The 25,304-nt window shown below is 72.4% G+C and carries 22 protein-coding genes; 6 read left to right on the forward strand and 16 right to left on the reverse strand.

The window, feature by feature from the left end; translation table 11 throughout:
• The first annotated feature begins 60 nt into the window (after positions 1-60).
• Positions 61-1,047 (forward strand): alpha/beta fold hydrolase, encoded by a 987-nt coding sequence (locus tag QF030_RS03640; protein WP_307161182.1) that lies wholly within the window; start codon positions 61-63, stop codon positions 1,045-1,047.
• 518 nt (positions 1,048-1,565) lie between these two features.
• Positions 1,566-2,219, forward strand: a complete 654-nt coding sequence (locus QF030_RS03645) for a sensor domain-containing protein (protein ID WP_307161183.1) — start codon at positions 1,566-1,568, stop codon at positions 2,217-2,219.
• A 107-nt stretch (positions 2,220-2,326) separates the two neighbouring features.
• On the opposite strand, the gene QF030_RS03650 is transcribed toward QF030_RS03645, so the two are convergent.
• Genes QF030_RS03650 through QF030_RS03660 form a run of 3 tightly spaced genes read right to left on the reverse strand, consistent with a single transcriptional unit; the run spans position 2,327 to position 4,325 of the window.
• A complete protein-coding gene (locus QF030_RS03650) occupies positions 2,327-3,199 on the reverse strand; it encodes a haloalkane dehalogenase (RefSeq protein WP_307161184.1) in 873 nt (290 codons plus the stop codon).
• A gap of 32 nt (positions 3,200-3,231) precedes the next feature.
• A complete protein-coding gene (locus QF030_RS03655; RefSeq protein ID WP_307161185.1) occupies positions 3,232-3,636 on the reverse strand; it encodes a pyridoxamine 5'-phosphate oxidase family protein in 405 nt (134 codons plus the stop codon).
• The gene (locus QF030_RS03660) at positions 3,633-4,325 is read right to left on the reverse strand and encodes an NAD(P)-dependent oxidoreductase (RefSeq protein WP_307161186.1); all 693 of its coding nucleotides are present in this window, start codon (positions 4,323-4,325) and stop codon (positions 3,633-3,635) included. Before QF030_RS03660 ends, QF030_RS03655 begins: the two co-directional genes overlap by 4 nt.
• 166 nt (positions 4,326-4,491) lie before the next feature.
• On the opposite strand from QF030_RS03660, the gene QF030_RS03665 reads away from it, so the two are divergent.
• Positions 4,492-5,058 (forward strand): TetR/AcrR family transcriptional regulator, encoded by a 567-nt coding sequence (locus QF030_RS03665; RefSeq protein ID WP_444875786.1) that lies wholly within the window; start codon positions 4,492-4,494, stop codon positions 5,056-5,058.
• Positions 5,059-5,704: 646 nt separating this feature from the next.
• Positions 5,705-5,998 (forward strand): DUF1330 domain-containing protein, encoded by a 294-nt coding sequence (locus tag QF030_RS03670; protein ID WP_307161188.1) that lies wholly within the window; start codon positions 5,705-5,707, stop codon positions 5,996-5,998.
• A 639-nt stretch (positions 5,999-6,637) separates the two neighbouring features.
• Here QF030_RS03670 and QF030_RS03675 read toward each other — a convergent pair.
• Complete coding sequence (locus QF030_RS03675; protein ID WP_307161189.1) at positions 6,638-9,913, reverse strand: AMP-binding protein; 3,276 nt, start codon at positions 9,911-9,913, stop codon at positions 6,638-6,640.
• Positions 9,914-10,021: 108 nt separating this feature from the next.
• Positions 10,022-11,314, reverse strand: a complete 1,293-nt coding sequence (locus QF030_RS03680) for an MFS transporter (RefSeq protein WP_307161190.1) — start codon at positions 11,312-11,314, stop codon at positions 10,022-10,024.
• Positions 11,315-11,588: 274 nt separating this feature from the next.
• Between QF030_RS03680 and QF030_RS03685 the strand changes: the two genes are divergently transcribed.
• Positions 11,589-11,789 carry a hypothetical protein gene (locus tag QF030_RS03685; protein ID WP_307161191.1) on the forward strand — a complete coding sequence of 67 codons (201 nt, stop codon included), beginning with the start codon at positions 11,589-11,591 and terminating at the stop codon, positions 11,787-11,789.
• Positions 11,790-11,795: 6 nt separating this feature from the next.
• Here QF030_RS03685 and QF030_RS03690 read toward each other — a convergent pair whose 3' ends face one another.
• Complete coding sequence (locus tag QF030_RS03690; RefSeq protein WP_307161192.1) at positions 11,796-13,202, reverse strand: condensation domain-containing protein; 1,407 nt, start codon at positions 13,200-13,202, stop codon at positions 11,796-11,798.
• A gap of 135 nt (positions 13,203-13,337) precedes the next feature.
• On the opposite strand from QF030_RS03690, the gene QF030_RS03695 reads away from it, so the two are divergent.
• Complete coding sequence (locus QF030_RS03695; RefSeq protein ID WP_307161193.1) at positions 13,338-13,643, forward strand: phosphopantetheine-binding protein; 306 nt, start codon at positions 13,338-13,340, stop codon at positions 13,641-13,643.
• Positions 13,644-13,678: 35 nt separating this feature from the next.
• Here QF030_RS03695 and QF030_RS03700 read toward each other — a convergent pair whose 3' ends face one another.
• The 10 genes from QF030_RS03700 to QF030_RS03745 form a co-directional block, all read right to left on the reverse strand.
• Positions 13,679-14,977: a condensation domain-containing protein gene (locus tag QF030_RS03700; protein ID WP_307161194.1), complete on the reverse strand. Its 1,299-nt coding sequence runs from the start codon at positions 14,975-14,977 to the stop codon at positions 13,679-13,681.
• A gap of 328 nt (positions 14,978-15,305) precedes the next feature.
• Entirely contained in the window at positions 15,306-16,706 is a 1,401-nt protein-coding gene (locus tag QF030_RS03705) for a condensation domain-containing protein (protein WP_307161195.1), read from the reverse strand.
• Positions 16,703-17,575, reverse strand: a complete 873-nt coding sequence (locus QF030_RS03710; RefSeq protein ID WP_307161196.1) for a glycosyltransferase family 2 protein — start codon at positions 17,573-17,575, stop codon at positions 16,703-16,705. The genes QF030_RS03705 and QF030_RS03710 overlap by 4 nt, the downstream gene beginning before the upstream one ends.
• On the reverse strand, positions 17,572-18,537 hold the full coding sequence (locus tag QF030_RS03715; protein ID WP_307161197.1) for an ROK family protein: 966 nt from the start codon (positions 18,535-18,537) through the stop codon (positions 17,572-17,574). The genes QF030_RS03710 and QF030_RS03715 overlap by 4 nt, the downstream gene beginning before the upstream one ends.
• Positions 18,534-20,681: an AMP-binding protein gene (locus tag QF030_RS03720; protein ID WP_307161198.1), complete on the reverse strand. Its 2,148-nt coding sequence runs from the start codon at positions 20,679-20,681 to the stop codon at positions 18,534-18,536. The genes QF030_RS03715 and QF030_RS03720 overlap by 4 nt, the downstream gene beginning before the upstream one ends.
• Positions 20,678-21,151 carry a type II 3-dehydroquinate dehydratase gene (locus tag QF030_RS03725; RefSeq protein ID WP_307161199.1) on the reverse strand — a complete coding sequence of 158 codons (474 nt, stop codon included), beginning with the start codon at positions 21,149-21,151 and terminating at the stop codon, positions 20,678-20,680. Before QF030_RS03725 ends, QF030_RS03720 begins: the two co-directional genes overlap by 4 nt.
• Complete coding sequence (locus QF030_RS03730; RefSeq protein ID WP_307161200.1) at positions 21,148-21,807, reverse strand: HAD-IA family hydrolase; 660 nt, start codon at positions 21,805-21,807, stop codon at positions 21,148-21,150. The genes QF030_RS03725 and QF030_RS03730 overlap by 4 nt, the downstream gene beginning before the upstream one ends.
• Complete coding sequence (locus QF030_RS03735) at positions 21,800-23,020, reverse strand: DegT/DnrJ/EryC1/StrS family aminotransferase (protein ID WP_307161201.1); 1,221 nt, start codon at positions 23,018-23,020, stop codon at positions 21,800-21,802. The genes QF030_RS03730 and QF030_RS03735 overlap by 8 nt, the downstream gene beginning before the upstream one ends.
• Positions 23,017-24,087: a Gfo/Idh/MocA family protein gene (locus tag QF030_RS03740; protein ID WP_307161202.1), complete on the reverse strand. Its 1,071-nt coding sequence runs from the start codon at positions 24,085-24,087 to the stop codon at positions 23,017-23,019. The genes QF030_RS03735 and QF030_RS03740 overlap by 4 nt, the downstream gene beginning before the upstream one ends.
• Entirely contained in the window at positions 24,087-25,295 is a 1,209-nt protein-coding gene (locus QF030_RS03745) for a DegT/DnrJ/EryC1/StrS family aminotransferase (protein ID WP_307161203.1), read from the reverse strand. The genes QF030_RS03740 and QF030_RS03745 overlap by 1 nt, the downstream gene beginning before the upstream one ends.
• Between the last annotated feature and the right edge of the window lie 9 nt (positions 25,296-25,304).

The raw sequence follows: 25,304 nt of genomic DNA on the forward strand, positions 1-25,304 counted from the left end.
AGGCCTCCGCGCCGCATGATCGACGGGTAGCCGTGTCTGCCCGCGAACCGAGGAGAATCCATGCAGCCCGAGCCGACCGCCGAGCTCCGCCACCGCACCGTCGAGGCCCCGGCCGGCCGCTTGCACCTGGTCGAGCAGGGCACCGGCCCGCTCGTCCTGCTCGTGCACGGCTTCCCCGAGTCCTGGTACTCCTGGCGCCGCCAGCTCCCGGCCCTCGCCGCCGCCGGCTATCGGGCGGTGGCGATCGACGTGCGCGGCTACGGCCGCTCCTCCAAGCCCGCCGCGACCGACGCCTACCGGATGCTCGACCTGGTGCAGGACAACGTCGCCGCGGTGCGCGCCCTCGGCGAGGAGAGCGCGGTGGTCGTCGGCCACGACTGGGGCTCCGACATCGCCGCCTTCTCCGCCCTGCTCCACCCCGAGGTCTTCCGCGCCGTCGGCCTGCTGAGCGTCCCCTACGCGCCGCCGGGCGGTCCCCGCCCCACCGATGTCTTCGGCCGGATCGGCGGCCCGGAGCACGAGTTCTACGTCTCCTACTTCCAGGAGCCCGGCCGCGCCGAGGCGGAGATCGAGCCCGACGTCCGGGGCTGGCTCGCCGGCTTCTACGCCGCACTGTCCGCCGACACCATGCCCGCCCAGGGCCGGCCCGACCCGCACTTCGTCACCCACGGCGGGCGGCTGCGCGACCGCTTTCCCGCCGGCCCGCTTCCCGCCTGGCTGAGCGAGGACGACCTCGACGTCTACGCCGCGGAGTTCGAGCACACGGGCCTGACCGGCGCCCTCAACCGCTACCGCAACATGGACCGTGACTGGGAGGACCTGGCCCCCCACCGCGGGGCTCCGATCAAGCAGCCGTCCCTGTTCATCGGCGGCACCCTGGACGCCTCCACCACCTGGATGGCCGACGCCATCAACGCCTACCCCACCACCCTCCCCGCCCTGTCCGCCTCCCACCTGCTGGAAGGCTGCGGCCACTGGATCCAGCAGGAACGCCCCGACGAGGTCAACCGCCTGCTGACCGACTGGCTCACCGCCCTCCAGGGCTGAACCAGACACGCCCGGGCACCCAGCCCCGGGCACCCCACTCACATAGGCGATACGGCGTTCCCACACGCCAGCCACCTTGCCTCTGGCCGAGTGTTTCCAGCCGTCGGCGCAGCCCGCTCAAGTCGCCACTCACGCGCTCACTCGCCAAATGAAGTGCTCAGTCACAACTCCCTTGGTCTTGCTGGTTCTTCCTTGTTGCCGCCCATGACAGTTCCCTTCGTGCAGCCAGTCGGCTCCGACCGGCGCGGATGGGTGTGTTTCTCAGTCGTCGAGCAGCACCACGTGCTTGCCCGGCGTCGTGCCGGCCTCGATGTCGGTCTGAGCCTCGCGAACGCGGGTTCGCCCCGGGCTGATGGCTTTGGGCTGTCTCGGGGGTGAGGGTCAGTCACACTCAGTGGGTGTCTGCCTCGGTGCCATCACCGGTCCCGGTCCGGACCCTTGGGGGTGGGGCAAGCCCTACCCCTCGCTGGCCAGGTAGCAGGCTGGGCGCGGCCGCGCGAAACCGAGACCGTGGTGCCATGACTGAGACCGCTTCACTCCGCACCGTGCCGCCGGCGTCCACCGAGACCGGGCCCGTTGCCCACCGGTTCCGCCGAGAGATGGGGTATCTGCTGTCCGGACTGCCCCTGGGGGTGGCGGCGTTCGCCGTCGCGGTGACCGGATTCGCCCTCGGGGTGTCCACTCTCGTGGTCTGGATCGGACTGCCGATCCTGGCCGGGACCCTGCGCGCGGCCCGGGCCCTGGCCGACATGGAACGCCGGCGGGTGACGGCTGTCACGGGCAGCCCGTTGCCGTCGCAGCACCTCCGGCCGGTCGGCACGGGATGGGACGGGGCGCTGCGCGCGGTGCGCGAACCGCAGTCCTGGCGCGACCTGGTCCATCTGGTCGTCGCCTTCCCGCTCCAGATCACTACGTTCAGTGTGGCGCTGACATGGACCCTCGGCGGTGTCGGCGAGCTGTTCTACGGCACCTGGTCGTGGTCCCTGCCGCAGGGGCCGGACGACCAGGGACTGGTGGAGCTGATATTCGACAACTCCTCGCGGGCGGCCGACATCGGCTTCAACACCGCCATGGGGGTGTTCATGTTGGCCACCGCGGTACCGGTGGTCCGCGGGCTGGCCGCCCTGCAGACCGGGCTGGCCCGCGCCCTGCTGACCGACCGGGCCGCGTAGCCATGGGCTGGGTGCAGACCCAGCTCCTCGTGGGCTGCGGCGGCTTCCTGAACCCCACGAGCAGCCTCGCCCCTGGGCGGGACCGGCACCGCCGAGATCGAGGACGCCTACTGGCGCGCCAGCCCGTGGCGGTCGGCCCAGGCGGTGATCGCCGCGGCCAGTTCCTCGGGCCGGTCCTCCGGGGAGTGGTGGCCGGCCAGGCCGTGGCGGGAGACCTCCAGGCCCGCTATGTGCTCCTCGCACCAGGTCACGGCCTTTTGGTCGGTCATTGCGCCCGGGCCCGGTTCGAATGCGGTGAGGAGCTTGGGGACTTCGGGGCTGGCGGCCAGCCAGGCGTCGTAGCGTTCGACGCGGGCCACGAGGTCAGCGGGCTCGGCGTCCAACGGCATCATGCGCGTCCACGCCAGTACTGGGCGGCGGCTGTGCGGGGTCGGGAACGGGCGGCGGTAGACCTCCAGGTCAGCGGGGTCGAGCGGGGTGGCGAGCGTGTCCGGGAGCCCCTCGATGAACAGCGACTTCTCCAGGATCATCTCCTCACCCACCCCGGGGGTACGCAGGAGGGTGAACAGCTCTCGCCCGGCCGCCGGGAATTCGTCGCCGACCAGCGGCTTGATGATCGTCTCGGTGAAGGCGAGGCCCCGGACGCTGCCCGGCAGGCGGGCGGCGCGGTCGAAGGCGAGCGCACCGCCCCAGTCGTGGCCGACGAGGACGGCCTCGGCAAGGCCGAGGGCGTCGAACCAGGCGTCGAGGTAGCGGGCGTGGTCGTCGAAGGAGTAGGCGAGGTCGGGCTTGCCGGAGTCGCCCATGCCGATGAGGTCGGGGGCCAGAAGGCGGCGGCCGGGCGCGGCCACGCCCGGCAGGACGTTGCGCCACAGGTAGGAGGAGGTGGGGTTGCCGTGGAGGAAGACGAACGGCAGTCCGTCGGGATCGCCGGACTCGCGGTAGTGGAGGGTGGAGTCGAGGACGGGGAGGGTGGGCATCGCGGTGTCACGTCGCTTTCAGTACGGGGGGTTCACAGGTTGAGGCTCAGGATGCGTTCGACGGCGATCTCGATGGCGACCAGGTCCGGTGGAGCGGGCGGGGCCGCGCGGTAGCGGGCGGTGTAGCGGCGGACCGCCTCGGCCAGGCTTTCGGGGTCTTCGGTGACGGCGGCCCGGCCTTCGAGGGTGACCCAGCTGAAGCCCTCCGCCTGGCAGAGCACGACACGGGCTGCCAGGCCTCCCGCCGCCACGTTGCGGGCCTTGCGGGTCCTGGCCCTGGTGGTCACCCGGGCCAGACTGGTGGACGCGTCGAAGGTGAAGCGGACGGGGGTGACGTGCGGGGTGCCGTCGGGGCGGAGGGTGGTGAGGGTGGCCGTGCGGGGGCGCGTGAGGAACGCCCGCGTTGCGTCCGGAAGTTCGGTGGCCGTCCGGTTCACTTCTTCTTCACGCCCTCGTTCCAGATCAGCTTGGCGATGTTCGGCTTCACGGTGGTGGTGATGACGCCCATGGCCGTGCGGATGTACCGCCGTTCCTCCAGTTCGCGCAGCATGCTCGCGGCGAGGTCGACCCGGGCGGTGAAGACGCCGTCGGCGCTGGTCTCGGCGGTGTCGTAGTCCGTGACGGCGGGGTGTTCGAAGAGGCCCGAGGGCCGGACCAGGGTCCAGTCGAGGTTCGTCTGACGGATCACGGTCTCCATACGGCGCATGTCCTCGTGGAGGGTGTGGCCGAGGCGTCGGTTCACCAGCGGGTCGAGCACATGGTTGAAGAAGTGCGCGCCGGTGGGCCGCCAGTTCGGGTCGGCGATGCTGGAGCTGACGGCGAGCAGCCGCTTGATGCCGTGGCGGGCCATGGCCCCGGTGATTGCGGTGGCGCTCGCCGAGTACATGGTGATGGTCTCCTTGCTGAAGCGCGTGCCCAGCGAGGAGAGGACGGCGTCCGTCCCACCGAGCGCGGCGTCGACGGCCGCCGGGTCGGTGGCGTCGGCGACGGCCACGGTGAGGCCGGGCCGCGCGGGGAGGGAGCCAGGGCGCCGGGTTACGGCGACGACCTCGTGGCCGGCTGCGAGGGCCTGGTCGGTGAGGTGGCGGCCGGTCGGTCCGTTGGCGCCGAAGACTGCGATACGCATGATGTCGGGGCATCCCTTCGAGTGGTGTGCGGAACGCCCTTGACTGTGCCGATCACGAAACGCAGGCTCAACGCTGATGAATAACGCCGCCCCTGCCCCCGCCCGCATCCGAGGCCGCCCCCGCGGCAACCCGCCGACCCGCGAGTCGCTCGTCTCGGCGGCCCGCATGCTGTTCCTGGAGCGCGGCTACCGGCGCACCACCCTGCGCGCGGTGGCCGGGGCCGCCGGGGTCGACCCGGCGCTGATCGCGTATCACTTCGGCTCGAAGAAGGGCCTGTTCGCGGACGTGATGCAGTTCCAGTGCGCCAATGCGCTGGCAGTGGACGACGTCCTCGGCGGTGACCCGGCCACCCTCCCCGACCGCCTGATCGACGCGGTGACGGACCTGTGGGAGAACGCCGACTTCCGACAGCTCACCACCCAGGGCGACGAGGCTGCCGAGGTGATCCGCGAATATCTGGAACACGAGCTGCTGGCCCGGCTTGTTGAATTTCTCGGCGGCCGGGACGCAACCGCCCGCGCCACGGCCGTGGTGACGATCCTCGGCGGCCTCATCTACACGCGCTACCTCAATCCCCTCCCCACCCCCGCAGCCCTCACCCCGGCCGAGACCCGCCACATCCTCGTGCCGGCGCTGTGCGCGGCGCTGACCCCTCGGCCGCGCATTGCGGAAGCCGCCAGAGCGGGCCGTCGAGGCTCGCCGGCCTCCGGTGCCGGCGCCGTCCGGCCTTGACCACCTCAGCGCCTCCAATCCGGTGAGGGAAGCTGATGAAGGCCGAGGCCGCCCGTCTCACGGCCACCCGTCCCGCCCTCAACACCAGCTGTCCGCTGACCGCCGCCCTGCGATGCTCTCAGCAGCCTCCAGCGCCACGCCGGGCTCCGTATGGGGCCGTCTGTTCGTCGTGCTCGCGCAGCATTCTCACGACGGTCACCCGGGGGGGGTGCTACCCCTCCCGGGCGCCCTTGGTGATTGCCAGCCGGGCCGCGATCTCTCGCAGGCTCAACTCCTGGCCGCGCAGGTGCAGCGCCATGCCGCGCCATCGGCGGTCTGGTCCCGGCCGCCGGCACCGCCACGGGCCGCCTCTTCCCGAACGACGAGGCCTACACGACCGCGGCGCTGGTCGGCGTCGCCGCGATGGCGATCACGACGATGGCCGCCCTCGCCCTCGCCCTCGCCCTCGCCCGCCGACGCTCACCCGAGACCGATCCGATCACAGCCCCAGTCGGTGTGCCGGGCCTGGGCCGGTCGAGTCGAACCTGAAACCGAGGATCGAAGCCGTCCGACTTCGACTCCGCCTCCGTCGGCTCGCTGACCCACAGCGCGCCGGCCATGAATCCGAGCATGCTTATGAGTATCAATTCCGAACACAGGAGGTACCGTGGCCAAGGGTTACTGGGTCAGCGCCTACCGCACCATTGCGGACCCCGAGAAGCTGGCTGCCTACAACAAGCTGGCTGCTCCAGCCGTCCGGGCCGCGGGCGGACGGCCGCTCGCTCGCGGCGGCCGGGTCGTCGCACACGACGCCGGAATCGCCGAGCGCACCGTCCTGATCGAGTTCGACAGCTTCGAACAGGCGGTCGCCGCACATGCGAGTGCGGCCTACCAGGAGGCGCTGGCCGCACTTGCTGACGGCGTCGAGCGCGACTTCCGCATCATCGAAGGTCTCGACTGACGATCGAAGCGGCGTCGGCGACGAACACGAAGCCGACTGCGGGGATCGCCCCCGCTCGTCAGCGCGCCGCACCGTCGCGAACAGCGTCAGGCCAGTGGCATCGGCGGTGATGCCCTCGAGCTGGGCCCCTACTCAGCTCAACGCGCCGTGTGCATGAGTACGTTTCCCGATGCCCGCGGCGGTCGGCGCTGACGCAATGGCTTTTATGACGACGCAGAATGCCGCGCCTCAGCCCCGAGCAGGCCACCCGACCTGGTGGAGGATCCCCCTCGTGGCATCCGCGCTCGGCCTGCCGGTCCTCGCCCTGGAGTACAGCGCGAGCCGGGCGGAGGCGGGCCGGGGTCAATACGAGCAGCGCTCTGCTGGGTCCTGGCGCTGTTCGCTCGGCCTGGGCTCTGCCCCACCGCCGCTCATTCAGAACGTTCCGCATTCTGACGGCCGGAGCGGCAGTGGTGATCACGCTTGTGCCGGTGACGCTCCTGCTGCTGCTGAGCGTGATGGTGTCCGCCTGACGAGCACGCCACACCTTCCGTCCAGGCGGCTGAGGGGAGGACTGCGGGCCGTGGTGTCGCTACCGCGGCGTCGGGCGGAGGGATGCGGGCAGTGACGCGTTTGCCGACCGACCACTCCGACATGCGGTCAGATCCGTTGTGCGGAGTGGCCCAGGAGGCGGGTCCATTCCTTGAACAGGGTGTCGACGGTGTGCGGCAGGTAGAGGCCGTCGTCGAACACCGCGTCCAGCCCCGCGGTCCCCAGCGGGCTCGTCCACGGGGTGAGAGCGAAGGGGAACTGGAGAGAACGCGCGGGTACGTAGCGGGTCGTTGCACGGGTGCCCGCGAAGTCGACCTCTCGTTGCTCCGCGTCGTCGAGTCCGAACGTCGTGGTGAGGACCGGGCCCTTCGGCAGGAGGGAGGACAGCTCGCCAGAGGAGATCTGCCGGTGGGACAGCGCCGCCGCCATGGCGGCGTGTACGGCGGTCACCGTGTCGGAGAGCCCGGCAGCCGGCCGCAGCAGGATCGGCAGGAGGCCCAAGTGGCAGCCCACGGCGGGAGAGGCTCCTGGGACGCGGCGCGTAGTCACGACACCGGTGAGGAACTCCTCGGGCGCTCCGACAGCGTGCGCGGCATGCGCGAAGGTACCGATGATCCTCGCGAACCGGGTGACCGTGCCGTTCGTGGGTGCGCTCCGGTGCGGGTGCAGCAGCTCGTACGGAAGCTCCAGGCGCCGGTGGACCGGCCGGCCGGAGGGAGAGCCGCCCTCGCGCCGCAGCCAGGTCGTATGGGCCGGGGTGACACGCGCGAGGGCCGATCTCCAGTACGCCAGTGTGGCGGCGTCCGCCGGGCCCGGACCGGGTGTCCCTGCGTCCGGAGCCTCGTCCGTCGCTCCTTCCCGGGCGCCGTCCGGGGTGCGGTACCAGTGGGCCAGATCGTCGATGACCGTCTGTATGCCCGCGGCGTCCACCGCGTGCTGGTGGAAGGCGACCACCAACCGGTCCTGGCTCGGGCCGCGCAGCAGGGCCGCGCGGATCGGCAGATCCGTTCCCACGTCGAACGGCCGGTCGGCGAAGGCTCTTTCACTTGTTTCCGCGGCGGTCCGCGTCTCCGCCCCGCCGACGACTTCGTACTCGAACGGGGTGAGCCAGTCCTGCGGACGGTGGACGAAGATACGGTCGCGCTTGCGCTTCAGGAGTGAACGCAGAGCCGGATGCCGGGCGATGGTGCGCCGCAGGGCGTGGCGCAGGCGTGCGCGGTCCAGCCTGCCGGCGATGTCGAGGGCGATCGTGACGGTGTACGCCGTCGGGTCGCCGAGCCGGCCGGCCAGCCAGATCTCGGACTGCACGATCGACGCGGGGAGCAACGGCGTCGGTTTCTTCCCGGACGCCCCGGCGGACACGGAGGGGACGGCGGGGACGCCCAGGACACTGGGGTCGGCTGGGACGGGCGGGACGGCGGGCTCCGCTGGGACGGACGGGACGGGCGGGACGGAGTGGGTCGCCTCGTGCGGCGGGCGGTGCTCGTCGGACTCCTCCCAACCGCCCGCCCGCAGCTGCCCGGCCAGATCGGAGACGGTCGCGCCGCCCAGCAGCCGGTCCATCGAGGGCGTGCTGCCGAACTCGGCCGCCAGCTCGGTCATCAGGGTCATCGCCTGCAACGAGCTGCCGCCCAGGGAGAGCAGGGAATCCGTCGCCAGAGCCCGATCCAGGCCCAGCACCGCGGCCAGGCGACCCGCGATCCGCGCTTCGTCAGCGGGCAGTTCGGGCTCCGGGGCCGACAGGACGACCGGGACGGCCCGGTCGGCGGGGCGTTCGGCCAGGCTTCTGCGGTCGATCTTGCCCGTGCTGGTGCGGGGCAGCGCATCGCACAGGACGACACGGCTGGGTACCACGGCCTCCGGCAGGTGGCGGGCGAGTGCGCCGCGCAGAGCGTTCGGGTCCACGGTGGCGCCGGGCGCCGGTACCACGAAGAGCGCCATGGTCCGCGTACCGCCGGGCGTGTCCACGGCCACGGCGGCGACTTCGGCGAGGCTCGCGGCACGGTCGGCGAGGATCTCGATCTCGCCGGGCTCCACGCGGTGGCCGCTGATCTTCACCTGGTCGTCGATCCGACCGCGCAGGACCAGTTCGCCGCCCTCGATCCGGCCCAGATCGCCAGTGCGGTAGCCCCAGCGTCCACCCAGCGCTTCGACAGGGCCGAAACCCGCCCCCGGCGCTGCGGGCACCGGCCCCAGATACCCGAGCCCCACCGGCGCTCCGACGACGCTCACCTCGCCCTCGTCACCCAGCGGTACGACGGCGCCCGCGGGGTCCAGCAGGGCGACGACGGTGTTGTGAAGGGCGACTCCGGCGGTCGGCGTACGCGGCCAGCCGGCCGGATCGCCGGTGAGGATCGCCTCCGTGACCACGTGGGTCTCCGTGGGTCCGTACTGGTTCGTGAGCCGGATCGACCGCCCGCCGGCGCTCAGGAGTCGCTCCAACGCGGTGGTGACATAAGGCTGTTCACCGGCCGTGGATATCTCCACGAGACTCGGCAGCGAGGCCCTCTTGTACTCCGCCCACTCGGCGAAGGGACGGAGCGCAGCGAACGGCAGGTGTAACCGCTGTGCCTGCCGGTCCTCGCAGAATCGCAGGAGGTATTCGACGTCCGCCCGGCGGGACTCGTCGAGCACGAGCAGCTCACCGCCGGTGGTCAGAGTGCCGAGCACCTCCGTGAGAAACACGTCGAAGCTCACCCGGGAGAACTGGACCGTTCGGTCCCCCACGCCCACACTCGCCTTGCGACGCAGCCAGGAGACCAGGTTCGACAGAGCACGGTAGGGAAGCCGGGCCCCCTTGGGCACGCCGGTCGACCCCGACGTGAACAGGATGTAGGCCGGATCGTCGGGGACGGGCAACGGTGCGCCGGCGGGGACCTCCTCCCCCGGTTCGGGACGGAGCACATCGACGGCTTCGGCCTCTTCGAACGGCGCATCCCCGCAAGCGAGTACGCAGGTCGCGTCGGCGGCACACAGGGCGGCCCGGGAACGCTCCAGCGGGTGGTGAACGTCGAGCGGCACATACGTGGCTCCGAGCCGCAGGACGGCCAGCAGGGCAACCACCGCGTGGACGCCACGCTCCATGTACACAGCGACCGGCGTACCGGGTCCTACCCCTCGACGGTACAGCCGGCCGGCCAACCGCTCTGCGCCAGCGCGCAGTTCGCGATAGGTGCGCGCCTCGACGCCCTGCCGGACCGCTGTCCGCGCAGGATGGCGTTCGGCCTGCGCGCGGAACATGGCGTACACATCGCCCGGAACGGGGCTCACGTCTCCGGTGATGATCGAAAGAGCGGGATGAGGCATCGACTTCCCTTTCGTTCCTTGGCGTCGGACGGCTCCCGCCCGAGGACATGCCACGTCGGGAGACCACGGCGAAGACATCGGGGATCGCACGGCGGAGCGATGCCGCTCACGCCGGAGGGCCGCGGCGGCCCACTCCCCCGAGGCGGCCGAGACGAATCCGACGATCCCGATCGCCTCTCACACCTCTCAACGCGTCGCGGAGGGTTCCCGAGCCTCCGGGGTGATCCCGCCGTCCTCGTCCTTCTCCGTTGCCGACGCGGACCGGCGGATCTGCGGCAGCGTGATCATCACGGCGGCGCTCGCCACGGTCCACACCACGCCGAACCAGAGCAACGGCGCTGCTCCGACCCGGTCCGCGGTCGGGGCCGCCCACCAGTAGCCCACGGTCATGGAGAGCACGGTCGCCACACCGTCGTACGCGCTGACGCGGGACATCGCATCGGCCGGCACATCGGCCTGCAGGCTGCTCGTCCAGAGGATGTGCAGCAGCGCGAATCCCGCGCCGGACAGCAGCGAGCCCAGGACCAGGACGTAGACGGGCGCGCGCACGGCGAGGAGACCGGCGAAGGCTCCCAGGCCGAAGGTGCAGAAGACGGACGCCAGCAGTGGCCTGCGGAAGCGCACCCGCATTCCCGCGAATCCGCCGAGGAGTGAGCCGACTCCCTGCGCGGCCATGACCGTGCCCCATTGGGCGGCACCGTTCTCCTTGCCGCCGACGAAGGCGATGCCCAGCACCATCACGGGCCCCAGGACGAAGGTGGACGCCAGCGACGTGTAGGCGAGCAGCGACCACAGCCAGGTACGTGAGCTGAACTCCCGCCACCCGTGCCGCAGTTGCTGGAAGAAGCTCTCGTCCTCGCGGCCGGACTTCGTGGCGGACGACGAGGTGCGCACTCCGGCCAGGAAGAGCGCGCTGGCCAGGAAGGTGGCCGCGTCGATGGCGATGACCCAGGCCGGCTCGGTCCAGGCCACCAGCGCGCCGGCGACGGCGGGTCCCAGCAGCGAGCCGATCGAATTGAACGTGGAGCCGAGGGCGTTGGCCTCCTGGAGGCGTTTGCCGGAGACGACCTCGGGGACGAACCCGTGGAAGGCGGGGTGGAAGAACGCGGCTGCCACGGAGAGCGCCGCGGCGAAGGCGACGAAGCCGCCCAGCGGCATGCCGACGGTCAACAGGATGACCACGACGGCGATTTCGATGGCCGCGCGGGTGAGGTCGCTGCCGATCATGGTGACCCGACGGCCCCACCGGTCCGCCAGCACACCGCCCGCCAGCAGGAACACGATCAGGGGCGCGGTCTGCGCGCCCAGCACCAGGCCGACCCCGCTCGCCCCGCCGCCGTGCTCCAGCACGGCGAAGGACAGCGCGATGGGCATCATGCTGCTGCCCAGGACCGAGGCGGCCTGCGCGCAGAACAGCCGTCGCAGGTTCCGCTCGCGCAGTAGGTCCAGAGGTAGTCGAGCCGCCAGACCGTTGGTCATCGCATGTCCCCCGTCGGGTCCGTTTCCGGACCGCGTGCGTGACTCACCCGTCCGCTCCTCTCTCGGCCTGCCCGGCGCGACCGCGCCACGCAGTGCCCTGTGTATCCGAACGCGACGCCGGACAGAATATGTGAGTTCGATCGGGTGATCACCGGTCCTCGGGAATCTTCACAGCACTGTCTTCCGGCCGTCTCCGATAAGGCAGTTGGCGCGACGCGACCGAACCCCGGCAGCTGTCCTGTACGACCCGAGCGACCGAGGAGCCGGCCGGCCGATGCAACGACACGAAACCGAACCGGTCCCCGTCGCCCTGCCCGGGCACCGATTCGTCATGACCCCGCACCGGTACGTCGTCTGCGGGTCGGGTCCCGACGCGCCCGCCACGGTGGAGGAGTGGCGCCGGTACGAGGTCCTCGCGGAGGGACCGGGCCGGGAGTCCCCCGCACGGCGCTCCCCTGACCCGACCCGGACCTGACCGGATTCACGGCCTTCGGGCCCCGACCCGCGCCAGGTCCGTCAGACGTCCCCGGAAGCCGTTCGCCAGTGCCTCGGCCGTACGGCGTCCGTGATACGTCGTCTCGTAGCGCAGCGCGCCGGTCAGCCCGCCCGCCTCCATGGTGAGGCTGACCGAGAGAGTGGCCGCGGCGGCCAGCGAGGACTGCGGTGTCGCGTATGTGAGCCGGGAGAAATCCTGGTAGTAGGGGGCGAGGCTGGTGCGCAGTCCGTGCATCGGTATCTCGTGTTCCCGTCGGTCGACGATCCAGCCGGTCACCCCGTACAGGCGCAACTCCGCGTGTGCCAGGGCGTGGCGGTAGAAGGCCGCGTCGCCCTGGCGGCCCAGGACGGCCTCGGCGAGCCGGCCGAACGGCAGATCGACGACCGCCGAGGCGTCCCTGAGGACGCCGTCGACCTGCCGGAACAGTCCGCTCGGTGGGCTCTGCCCCAGGTCCACCGGCACCTGGATCATGTTGGAGAACAGGCCCAGGGCGGAGCGGGTCTCGGGGCGCACGCGGCCGTGCGAGGGCGTGGAGAGGATCAGCCGCTCACGGCCGTAGAAGCCGCCCAGTGTCCGGGCCAGCGCCGCAGCGAGCAGCGCGTACAGGGAGACACGCTCGGCGCGGGCCGCGCGCAGCAGCCGCCGGGACTCTTCGGCCGACAGGTCCAGGGGGACGCTTTCGTAGTGGTGCTGGAGCGGGAGGAACCCGTCGGCCCGGCCCGGCAGGAGGTCCCCGGAGCCGTGGGCGCGCAGCCGGTCCGCCCAGCCCGCCATCCGGGACGCGGTGTCGAGGCGGGCTCGAGGTGTGTTCTCGGTGCGCACGAAGTCCACGTAGGAGAAGGGTGTTCGGCCTCCGTCGGCGACGGGCGCGGCCACGCGGCGGTTGTAGAGGTCGGCGAGGTCGCGAAGATAGACCTGATGGCTCGGCTCGTCGAAGACCAGGTGGTGGAAACTGGTCAGCAGGACGTGGTCGTCGGCGGCCAGCCGCAGCAGGGTGGCCCGGGACAGCCAGTCGGTGACCTCGAAGGGCCGTGTGGTCAGGTCGAGGAGGATCTCGTGCAGTTCCCGTCGGCGCAGTGCGTCGCCCAGGTCCATGGTCTCCAGGGGGAACGGCTCCGGACGCAGTGCCTGCCGCGGTCGGACCATCTGCTCGATCGGCGTCCCGGTGTCGAGCAGCCGCAGCCGCAACGCGTCATGACGCAGCGCGACTTCGGCGAGCGCGTCGCGTAACGCGCCGACGTCCAGGGCGCCTCGCATGCGGAGGGTGGTCGAGCAGTCGAGGGAGACGGCCTTGGGGTAGAGCTCGTCGTAACACCTCTCCCACTCCCAGCACCACTCCTGACGCGAGGAGAGGGGAAGTCCTTGATCCGGCTCATGGGATGTCGCCGTCATGACCTGCCTTGAAGAAGACGCCGTAACGCTGTCGACGCTACCCTCGGCGCAGGGCATAGCCCCTCGTCAGAGCGGTCATGCCACACAACTGTAAAACTCCGGATGGGGGTGAGCGCGGTGCGTTATGTTCCTGCCATGGCGGATGTGGACACCTCGGCAACGCGGCAGGATCCGAAGGGACTTGACGGTCTCGCGGCGGCCCTCGCGCAGGCATGGCACGCTGTGCTCGGCTCCCTCCCGGAGGAGGACTCGGACTTCTACGACGCCGGAGGCACCTCGATCGACGCGGCCCGGATCGCCTCGCAGGCCGCCGAGTCCGCTCCGGACGTCGAGGACTTGGACGTCACGCTGATGACCGCGCTGCTCGACGAGGCGCGCTTCGGGGACGTACGACGGCTGGGGCTGGAGTCGATCGACCGCACACGTGGCGGGTCGGCCTGACCGAGTGACGGTGGCCGGCCGGGCCGGGGGTCGGATCAGCCGCCGCCGGCCTCCAGGTCGGTCAGCAGGTCGGCCGCGAACCGTTCGCACCACTGCGCGCCGAAGCACCGGCGGTCGTAGGTGAGGACCAACTGCGGCTGTGGTCCCGACAGGTTGAACTCAAGGTCCAGCTGGGACGGGCGGACCACCGGCCCGGCGGTGCCCTCGCTCTCCCCATCGGCCTGGTCGTCATCCAGGTCGAAGAGGGTGAAGGCGAGCCCGGCCACGGAACTCTGCCAGGAGTCCGCTGTCACGCTCACGCTCAGCGGGGCCAGGTCGTCGCGCGCGACGCCCATCCCGTCCGTGAGCAGATCGACGATCTCCTCGAACTCCACTCCCTGGTGCGCCATTCCCTCGCGCAGCCCGCGCCGCACCTGGGCGAGCACACCCTGGTCGCCGCGCGGGGCCGAGGGGCCGACGCGGACGAGGACCGCCTGGGCGAGCGGGCCCACCGCGTCGGAGTCCATGCGGTTCGCGGACATGGTGCCGAGGACCAGGTCGGCGGCCCCGGAGCGTTCCAGCACCCGTTGGGCCGCTACGGCGGTGACGTACACCGTGGGCGTGCAGCGCGCGGCGCGGGCGTTCGCCTGGATCAGGCCGGACAGGGCGGGGTCGAGGGGAACGCGCAGTTCGGCGCCGTCGGGCAGCCAGCCCGGCTCCGGCCGCCGTTCGCCGATCCACGGCGTGGGGAAGCCGGACAGCTCCGTACGCCAGAACTCCCAGTCGGCGGACCTGCGGTGCTCGCGTGCCGCCAGGAGTGCGGAGTACCGGTCCGCCGGCGCGAGTGGCTCGTCCGGCCCGCGCCGGTACGCCTCCTGAAGGTCCGTCACCACTTGGTGCAGGGAGAACAGGTCCATCACGAGCCGGTGGAAGGTGAGGAGCAGGACGCCGCTGCCGTCGCCGAGAAGCGTCAGATGGGCGCGTGCCAAGGGCTCGCCGGCAAGGGGAAAGACCTCCGCATGGGCCGCGGCCGCCGCTCGGCGTACCTCGGCGAGGTGCCCGGCCTGGTCGGCAGCCAGGTGCGGGAGGTGCAGGACGCGCGGCTCGTGGTGCGTGGCCGGGCCGAGGGTCAGCGTCTCGCCGTCCGCGTGGAAGCCCGTGTTGAGCAGTTCATGTCGCCGAAATACGGACGTCACGGCGTGGGAAAGCCTTTTCTCGTCGAGCATTCCGTCGAGGCGCAGCGCAATGCCGGTGTGCAGCAGCGCACTTCCTCGAACCACGCATTCCACTTCCCAGAGCCGTTGTTGCTGACGGCTCAATTCCATGGTGTACGCACATCCACTCGCCCGGTCCATGCGCTCCCTCGCCCGAAGATGCGACGAGTGCCGTACGGGAAGTCATGACTCCCGTACGGCACCTGTCGGTGGTCCTACTTCGCCTCGGCCGCGGCCTGACGGCGGAGCTGCTCGAGATTGATGAGAGCGAGGCTTACAGAGTTGACCTTGATCATGTCGACTTCCCATCTTCGCAGGAGAGTTCCCCTGCCACCGGCCGGTGGCAGGGGAATGCTTCCAGGCGAAGTGATCTCCCGTCAATAAGACTTGCCACAAAGCCGTGTCGGTCCCGGATATCCGTCAGATCTCTTCAACGTGGATCACGACCACGGTTTCTGACGGCACATCACTAAACGCCGTCCTCGCTCAATCGCTCTATGAAGTGCAGGAATATCTCGCCCACCCGTGCCACCCTTGTGGCGTCGTGATAGTGCTTCTCGTACCACAGAGAGCCGGTGAGTGCCCCGTCGACCATCTCCAGGTCGGCGAAGAGGGTGCTGGCGCACGCCAGCGCCTGCTCGGGGCCGGCGAAGACCGGGAGCGGGTGCTCGGGATACAGATCCTGCGGGGTCACGGCTAGCCCGGACGGCAACGCCGAAACCGGGTTCGGCTCCTCCGGCAGCCAGCCGGTGACCCCGCTCAGCCGCAGTTCCAGGTGGGTCAGAGCGCTGCGGTAGTAGGCCCCGTCGCCCGGCGGGCGGTCCAGGACGCGGGAGGCGATCTCGCTGAAGGGCAGGTCGGCGGAGTCCGAGGCCCGCCGGACGCTGCCGTGGACGGCCTTGAGGAACTCCGGCAGGGACCGGTGCTCCGTGTCGACCGGCACCGGGACCACGGTACTGAACAGGCCGAGCGTCTCGCGGGCGCTCGCGGAGGTCCGCCCGTGCGTGTACACGGAGCACACCAGGCGGTCCCGCTCGTACGCCGTGGCGACGGCGTGACCGAGGGCAGCCAGCAGGACGGTGTGGAGCGTGACGCGCTCGGCGCGCGAGCGCCGCAGCAACAGCCGGGTCCGCTCGGCCGTGAGCGCCAGCGGCAGGGAACCGAACTCCGCCTCGGCGACGACCGCCCCGGCGTCGCCCGCCAGCGGATCCGCCGCCCCGTAGGCCCGCAGCTCCCCGGCGAGGGCGGCTGCCCGCCCGCGCACCGAGGAGCGCACCTCGGGTACCAGCTCCCGGCTGATCAGGCCGGTGTAACTGGCGGGCTCGCCGGGGCGCCTGGCGGAGCCATGGTCCGGTGCGACGCGCTCGCGGTAGCCGTGGGCCAGCAGGTCCCGGAAGAGGCGGTGGGACGCGCTGTCGAAGATCAGATGGTGGAACTGCGCGACGAGGACGTGCTCCTCCTCTGCCGTGCGCACCAGGGTCGTGCGCGTCATACGGTCCGTCAGGTCGAGAGGCCGTGAGAGGACCCGCGTCACCTCCGCCGCACGGTCCCGCGGTGCGGCCCGTACGGTGTCCAGCGGCCCCGGCTCGGGCCGCAGCCCCTGTCCGGGCCAGACCGCGGACGGGTCCGGCCCGGCGCCTGCCACGAGGTGCAGGCGCAGCGCCTCGTGCCGGGTACCGATCTCGGCCAGCGTGTCCCGCAGTGCTCCCGTGTCGAGCGGCCCCTGGAACAGCAGGGTCTCGGACGACTCGATCGGCGTGGAGTCACCTGTGTAGCTGCGGGTCCACTCCCAGCACCAGTCCTGGCGGGAGAACAGCGGCAGCGGGGCGAGCCCGCCCGAGGGAGGACGGGTGCCGACTTGGTGGTTCATGGGCGGGCGCTCTCTTCCGAAGTCCGTACGGCCGTGACGTACCGGCGGCAGCTTCCCGAGGGACCGAGCAGCTCCGGCAGGGCCCGTACGGCGGGCACGGGGTGCTTCTCGGTGAACCGGGTGAGGTTCACCGTGTGCTGTTCCCAGCGGTCGGCGCGTTCGTGGGTGAGGTGCACGCCCGGTGCGGCGGGGGCGAGGCGCATCCCGGCGCCCGACGACCACAGGCGCAGGCCGAGTTCGAGGTCCTCGCACCCCCATGTCGTCCCGAACGTCTCGTCGTAGCCTCCGGATCGCTCCCACAGTCCGTACGGCATGGAGGTGTTGGCTCCGATGCAGGTCAACCAGGGTGCCACCGGTTCCAGTTCGCCCGTGGCCATGCCCGTCACCAGGGTTTCCAGGGCGTTCGCCACCGTGCGCCCGAACCGGCCGCTCGTCGCCGCCGCGTGCGGATCGGGGAGGAGTTCGTCCCCTGCGGCCGCCAACAGACGACGGGCGGCGGGGAGTTCGCGGACCGGTCCGTGGACGCAGGAGGGCTCGAGGCCGGTGTGCTCGGCGACATGGGCCGCCAGGGCGGGCGGCGGGAGCAGGATGTCGTCGTCCAGGAAGATCAGCAGACCGCCGCGCGCCACGGCCGCCCCGGCGTTGCGTGCGGCGGCGCGGCCCGCCCGCGGTCCCGGCACGGTGTGCAGGGGCAGCTGTGCGGCGGCCGCCGCCAGGATGTCCGCGGTGCCGTCGGTGCAGCCGTCGTCGACGACCACGATCTCGTGGGGCTCCGGGCACACCTGACGGGCCAGGCACGCCAGGACGAGCCGCAGGCTGTCCGCCTTGTCGCGGGTCGGGATGACCACGCTGACCGTCGGCCGGGTCATGACGGGCTCCCCTCATGGAACAGGTCCGCCCCGCCGAGCAGGCTCGTGCCGTGGGCGGCGAGCAGGGCGGCGCCGGCGAGGGAGGAATGCGCACCATGGACGGCCGGACCGACCTCGGGGAGGGGACGGCCCGGGCGGGCCGTCGCGGACAGGCGTCGCGCAACCCTGCGGGGAAGGGGCGCGAGTGCGGCTCCGAGGCCGCCTCCGATGCGTACGTGCGCGGGCTGGACGAGCTCCACGAGGACCCGTAGCGCGCGGGCGATCGAGTCGGCCGCGTGGTCGAGGGTGCGCTCCGCCCACGGTTCGGCGCGGTCCACACCCGCCACCAGCTCGGCGGTCGTCGTGGGAAGCCCACGTGTCGCGGTGGCGTGAGCGGCCAGCGCCTCGGCCGAGACCACGGCCTGAAGACAGCCGCGTGTGCCGCACCGGCAGCGCGGGCCCTGCGGATCGACCACCAGGTGGCCCAGCTCGCCCGCCGTGCCCCAGGCGCCGGTCAGCAGTCGGCCACCGCTGACCAGCCCGCCACCGACGCCCGTGCCGATGCCCAGGTAGACCAGGTCCCGACTGCCCGTGGAACGGGCCTCCGCCAGCCCGGCGAGCGTCGCGTCGTCGCCGAACAGGACCTCGGCGCCGCTGCCCGCGAAGGGGGCGCTCAGCGAACGGCCCACCCAGTCGGGCCGATTGGGCCAGCTCACCACGGATCCGTCGGCGCCGACATTGGGCGCCGCCGCCACGCCGATCCGGACGGGGGCTCCCCCCAGCGCGCCGACCGCCTCGGCGACGGACGCCTCAAGCAGCTCCGACTCGCCTCCCGCGTCACCGCCGACGGGCCACAGAACGGTGCGCTCGTACACGGCCGCGCCTGCGGCGACCGCGCGCAGGGCGAGCTTGGTGCCTCCGACGTCCACCGCGAGGACGCCGTCCGCCGTGCCGGGACGCGTGCGCGGGCGGGTGCCGGTCACGACGGCTTCCGGGCGACGAGGATCGCGTACGGCGCCTGCTCGGCACCACGGCTCTCCTCCACCCGCAGCCCCACGGCCTCCAGCCCTGCCCGCAGCTCCTGCGTCGTCCACCAGTGGAGGTGTCCGTCGACGAGCCAGCGGACGGCCGTCGTACGGCTCATGTCGCCGGTGAGGGCGAGCGGGTCGGGGACGAAGGCGTCAGCGACCACGAGCAGCCCCTTCGGCCTCAGCAGTGCGGCGAGTGAGCCGAGTCGGGCGGCCGGGCCGTGGACACCGCCGAGGACCACGCAGGCGCCGTACTCGGCGTCGGCCGCCGGTAGGGCACCGCCGTCGCCGATCTCCAGGAGCGCACCGTCGACGGCGGTCTCGGCCAGCAGCCCCTCGATACTCCCGCGCAGGGCCTTCTCCGGCGCCGGGGGTCCGGCGAGCGCGGCCGGCAGCGTCGGGCGCTCGCCCGCCGCTTCGCCGCGCACCCGGGCGGCCAGCGCCCGGCCGGCCGGCACGACGTCCGGGGAATACGCCCAAGCGTCCGGCGCACCCGCCGAGGCGGAGTCCGTGACCAGCAGCCCCAGCGCGCAGGCGGTGTCCAACACCGGCGACAGCATGTCCGCGCGCAGCCCCGCCGTCCCGGCCAGGTCGGCGGCGGTGCCGCCGTCGGCCAGACGCGGGGGCAGGCCGAGTTCGGTGAGGGCCGCCGCCAGGACCTGGTCGGCCGTGGTACCGGGGCGGGCGGCGCGCGCGAGGCGGTACACGGGGGCCGCCTGCGCCTTGCCGACGGCGGAGCGGCGCAGCCGGTAGCGCGGTTGGAAGCTGTCGGGCACCTTGTACGCGGCCAGTTCGGCGCGGGCGTAGGCCTGCACCCGTGACGGGGCGGCCAGTTCGGCGTCGGCGGGCACGTACTCGACGGTGAGCCCCTGATCGTCCGAGTCGTCCGGACCCGTGGCCGTGACCGAGACGTCGGCGACGCCGGGAGCCGCCCGGAGCACCGACTCCACCTCCATCGTGGAGACCCAGCGGGCCCCCCGCCGGACCACTCCGAGCCGGGCTCTGCCCAGGATGCGGTGAACGCCGTGCTCATCGCGATCGGCGAGGTCGTGCAGGCGGTGGGCCGAGCCGTCCTCCAGGACGACGGCGAGTTCTCCCTGGACCGCGCCCTGGCCCGGCAGAGGCGTGCCGTCGGGGTCCAGCAGGTCGACCCGGACGCCGGGCATCGGACGGCCGACGGCTCCCGACGGCAGTCCGGGGTCTCCCCACAGCACGGAGCCCGTCTCGCTGGAGCCGAAGTTGCGGGAGACTCCCACGCCGACGGCGCGGGTCCACAGCGCGTCCAGCTCGGCGTCGACGTATCCGGCGCCGGCCATCACCCGGCGCAGCGCGGGGAACGGAGCGTCGTCGGTCAGAGCCCGGCGGCGCACCAGGACCCGGGCCAGCCCGGGCACGGTGACCAGGACCGTCGCCCGCTCGCGCAGCCGGCTGTGCACGGCGCCGACGGCACGCGGCGGAACCGGGTCCACGTGCGCCCCGGCCACCAGCGCGCCGGCCAGCCAGCCGAGGGGGTAGGCGTGGCTCAGCGGCAGCGGCAGCAGTACGCAGTCGTCGGGCCGCGCCAGTCCGGCGTGGTGGTAGCGCACGCCCTCGTCGAGCACGGAACGCGGCGACCGTGCCACGAGCTTGGGCGTCCCGGTCGACCCGGAGGAGACCAGCAGAACCGTGCCCGGGGCGTGGGCGGCCGGAGCCGAGTCCGCGTCGGCCGCGGTGATCCCGTCACCGACGAGCCCGTGGCCCGCGCCGCCGTCCTGCGCCCGCAGCACCGTCCGGTCCGCCTCGCCCGGGTCCGTCACCAGCGTCCGGCGCGCCCCGGCGGTCCTCAGCAGCCTGCGGGTCTCCGCCGGTGGGGAGTCCGCGGGCAGCAGCAGGGGGCAGGCGCCCACCGCCGTCAGCGCGAGCAGGCCCAGCACCCATTCCGGCTGGTTGGGCCCCTGGAGTCCGACGGGTTCCGCGGACCGTACGCCTTGTGCGCGCAGCCGTTCGGCCAGCTCGGTCACCCGTACGACAGCCGCCCGGCGGGTCAGGTCGCCGAGCGCGAGTGCGTCCGGGTTCAGGTCCGCCCGGGAGAAGGCCTCCCACAGGTCCGCGGCGGTCACTTCGCCGTACCCTGCGCCGCCGTCTCCAGCCGCCGCAGCAGTGCCTCGGCGGCGAGTTCGTACCCGTGCGTGCCGAAGCCCGCGATGACGCCCACGGCGAGGGGCGAGACGACGGAGTTGTGCCGGAAGGACTCGCGGGCCCAGACGTTGGAGATGTGCACCTCGGCCCAGGGCGCCGGGTAGTCGGCGAGGGCGTCGCGCAGGCTCCAGCCGGCGATCATCAGCGCGCCCGGATTGACGATCGCGGCGGCGGTGTCCCGGTGCTTGTGCAGGGCACGGATCAACTCGCCCTCGCCGTCGTGTTGTTCGCTGCGCAGCCCGTACCCGGCGCGGGCCAGCAGCTTGGCCACCGACTCCTCCACCTCGGCGAGGGTGGTAGTGCCGTAGATCCCGGGTTCGCGCGTGCCGAGCGTGCCCAGATTGGGGCCGTTGAGCAGCAGCAGGTCACGGGAGGTCGGGGCGATGGTCACGCGGGGGTCCCTTCACGGCGGTGCAGCAGGGCGGCCAGCTCGGCGCACGAGCCGGCCACCAGTTCGGGCTGGTGGGCGAGCAGTTCCTCCCGGTCGCCCTGGCCCCAGAGTCCCGCGGCCGTGCGGGTGCCGGCCGCGCGGCCGGCCCGCAGGTCCAGCACGGAGTCGCCGACCATGACGGCGCCCTCGGCGGCGGCGCCGATCTTCTCCAGGGCGAGCAGGACGATGTCGGGGGCCGGCTTGCCGTGCGCCACCTCGTCGCTGCCGCACACCGCGTCCACCAGGTCCAGCAGGCCGGTTGCCGCCAGTGCCTCCACGGCACGGCCATGGGTCTTGCCGGTGGCGACGGCGGTCGGAACGCCGGCCTCGCGCAGTCCGGCGAGCAGCTCCGCGGCGCCGGGGCACGGCTCGATCTCGTGGACCAGCTTGCGGCTCTCGACGACGAACGGGTCGTACATCCCGGCGGGCAGGCCCATGATGGCCAGGGTGTCGGGCATGTGCCGCCCGAGGTGGGTCAGGTACTCCTCGAAGGGTGCCTCGCCGTCGCCGACCGTGAGGTCGTACGCCCGCTGGAAAGCCCTGCGCATCACGTGGATGCTGTCGATGAGAACGCCGTCCAGGTCCAGGACGACGGCCCGCGGCCAGAGGTCACTCACGGTTCGCTCCCTTTCGGACGGCTTCGGCCGCCGACCGCATGCTCGCCACCAGGTGGGCGACGTCCTCGTCCGTCATGGTCGCGCCGAGTCCGACCGTGACGGACCGGCCCAGCACGGCCTCGCTGGCGCGCAGCCGCGCCGTGGCGTCCCAGGCGACGCCCCAGGGGGTGCGGCCGGCGCGGACGGCGGGGTTCTGCTGGACCAGGCGGCCCGAATAGAGCGTGGCCGCGGGGATGCCGGCCGCGGTGAGCACGGTGAGGAACCGGCGGGCGGCCATGCGGTCGTCCAGCAGGACCGTGAGATCGCCGCCGCTGCCCTCCTCGTCCGGCAGCCGCCGCCACTCGAGCTCCAGGTCGGCGAGGTCCGCGCGGACGGTCCGGGCGATGTCGCGCAGCCGTCGCAGCATCGGCGCGAGCCGTTCCAGCTGTACGGACAGCAGGGCGCCGGCGATCTCGGTCATCCGCAGGTTGGCGCCGAGGAAGGCCTCACCTGCCGCCCCGCCGCGCTCGCCGCTGCGTGAGGTGGTGAACTGCCCGCCCTGGTCCTGGTAGCGGACCACGCGGTCGTGGACGTCGGGGTCCGTCGTGACGACGGCGCCGCCCTCGCCGGCGGTGATGTTCTTCTCCAATTGGAAGCTGAAGGCCCCCGCGTCACCGATCGAGCCCACCGGGCGCCCCCGGTAGCTGACGCCGCAGGCCTGGGCGGCGTCCTCCAGGACCCGGATGCCGTGCTCACGGGCGACGGCCAGGATGGGGTCCATGTCGGCGGCGGCGTTGTTCAGGTGGACGGGCATGACCGCGAAGGTCCGCGCGGTCACGAGCTTCTCCCACGCCGTCGGGTCGAGGGTGAGCGAGTCGTCGATGTCGGCGAAGACGGGGATGCCGCGCGCGGCCACGATGGCGTTGACGCAGCCGATGAAGGTGGCCGACGGCACGATGACCTCACCGCCCTCGGGTATCCCCAGGCCGATCAGGGCGCAGGTCAGGGCGGCGGTGCCGGAGGACACGCCGACCGCGTGGGGTGCCTGGTGCAGGGCGGCGAACCGCTCCTCGAACCGCTCGACGCGGCGCTGCAGCGCGGGGCCGTAGTAGCGGAACAGGGAGCGGCTCTCCAGCACGTCCAGTGCGGCGGCCTTCTCCTCCTGGCCCCACAGGGCGAGGCCGCGCAGCGGTTCGTAGCGCAGCGCCGTGGGCTCGGACAGGGATGCAGTCATGAATTCGTCTCCGGTGCTGTCCAGCGGGCGGACGTGGCGCGGTAACAGGCCTCGACGACGGCCAGGGCTTCGCGGGCCTCTCGCAGGGCCCGGTCCGTGGCATCGGGCCGGGCCAGTTCGCCGGCCAGCGCGTCGAGTTGCTGGTCGTACTCGTCGCCGACGCCGGCCGGGGGCAGCGGCACTCGGCGCTCTCCGCCCTCCTGTCGGAGTGTGAGCGTCGGTTCGCTCACGCGTCGGGGACTGAAGCCGAACGTGGTGGTCAGCTCGGCGGTGCCCGCGGTGCCGTGCAGCACCAGCCGGGTGCGGTCGACCGCCTCGTGCGAGGCCCAGGCGAAGCGCAGGTGCATTCCGTATCGCTCGGTGGCCACCAGGGCGGTGAGCTGGTCCTCCACGTCGGCATTCTGGAGGCCGGCCGTGCCGGTGTGCCAGTCCGCGCCCCAGCCCGCGCGGGTGAGGAAGTCGCTGGAGGCGAGGGCGGTGGCGTGGCGCACGCCGGAGGCGCCCCACAGGTGGTGCAGGACATCGATGACGTGCCAGCCCAGGTCGACCAGGACTCCGCCGCCGGCCGTCTCCCGGCGGGCGAACCAGTCGCTGCCGGGAATGCCCCGGGAGCGCACCCAGCTCAGCTCGGCGTGGCGGGGCGTGCCGAGCGCCCCGTCGGCGACGAGACGCGCCAGCTCCCCCACGTCCGCGCGGTGGCGGGCGGCGGTGGACAGCAGCAGCCGCCCCCCGCCGTCGCGGGCGGCGTCTTCGAGGAGCCGCAGGTGGCCGAAGTCGGTGCCGGTGGGCTTCTCCAGAAACACGGCGAGGCCCTGGCGCAGAAAGTGGCCCGCGAGGGCTCCGTGCGTGTGGTTGGGGGTGAGGACGAACACGAGGTCGGCCTCGCGCGGCCCGAGCTCCTCGTAGCCGCCGTACACCCGCGCCCCGCCCATCAGGGCGGCGGCCCGCTCGGCGGCCTCGGGCCGCGGCTCCACCACGGCGACGACGTCGAAGTCCGGGTGCTTGACCAGCCGGGGCAGCCATACCTCGCGGGCCACCCAGCCCAGCCCGATGACGGCGACCCTCATCAACCGGAACGCTTCTTCCCCGCCAGCTCGGTCAGCACCTTGGCCACGGCCTCCGCGACGTCGGCGCAGTCGGCGTCCGTGCCGAGCAGCACCCGGTGGTGCAGCCAGAAGCCGTGCGCGCCCAGATGTTCGCTGACCGGGTTGCGCTCGGCGAGCTCGGCCGTGTCCGGCAGTCCGTTGCCGCGCAGCGCCTCGTGGGCCTGGGTGCGGTAGACCGGCGGGTAGTTGACGAAAGCGGGGATGCCCTCGGCGACCAGCGCCCTGACCACCAGGTCACGGTCGGTCCCGGGGTGCGCCGCGGGGTCGAGGGCGGCCATGGCCATGTAGTGCGGGTTGAGGTCACAGCGCGGATCGCGGCCCTGCGGGACCACGCCGGGTATCTCGCGCAGCGCCGCGGACAGCGTCTTCCAGCGGCTCTCGCGGCGTGCGTTCTGCTCGGCGAGCCGTCCGAGCTGGGCGCGCAGGACAGCCCCGGCGAACTCCGTCATGCGGTAGTTGGAGGACGGGGTGCGGTGCTCGTAGTGCGTGTCGCCGAGGGGCCGGCCGCAGCTGTGCCGGGCGAACGCCTCGTCGAACCACTCCTGCGACGGCATGAGCAGCGCCCCGCCCTCGCCGGCCGTCATCAGCTTGCCGTTCTGGAAGCTGAACGCGGCGAGTGTGCCGAAGTCGCCGATGCGCCGGCCGGACCAGACGGCGCCGTGTGCGTGCGCGGCGTCCTGGAAGACGACGACGTCGTGCCGGGCGGCCCAGGCGCCGATGGCGTCCATGTCGGCGACGTGCCCGGCCATGTGCACGGGGATGACGACGCGCGTCCGTGGTGTGCGGACCGCTTCCAGCGTCTGCGGGTCGAGGCAGTACGTCACGGGGTCCACGTCGACCGGGACCGGGACGCCGCCCGCGCGCTGTACCGCGATGGAGGTGGAGATGAACGTAAAGGCGGGCACGATCACCTCGTCGCCCGGCTTCAGGCCCAGCAGTTCGAGGCCGAGTTCCAGGGCGTGGGTGCCGTTGGTGACGGCGAGCGTCGTGCCGCCGTGGTATTCGCCGAACTCCGCCTCGAACGAGGTGGTCTCTGAGCCGCCGACTCGCCACCACTGGCCCTGGTCGACCGCGCGGAGGAGCGCCGCGCGTTCGGTGTCGTCGTGGTACGGCCAGGCCGGAAAGTCGTGGCGGCGGACCGGATTCCCACCGTCGAGTGCCAGAGCCACAGTGCGTCC

Origin of the sequence: Streptomyces rishiriensis, assembly GCF_030815485.1 — a bacterium.
GTDB lineage: Bacteria > Actinomycetota > Actinomycetes > Streptomycetales > Streptomycetaceae > Streptomyces > Streptomyces rishiriensis_A.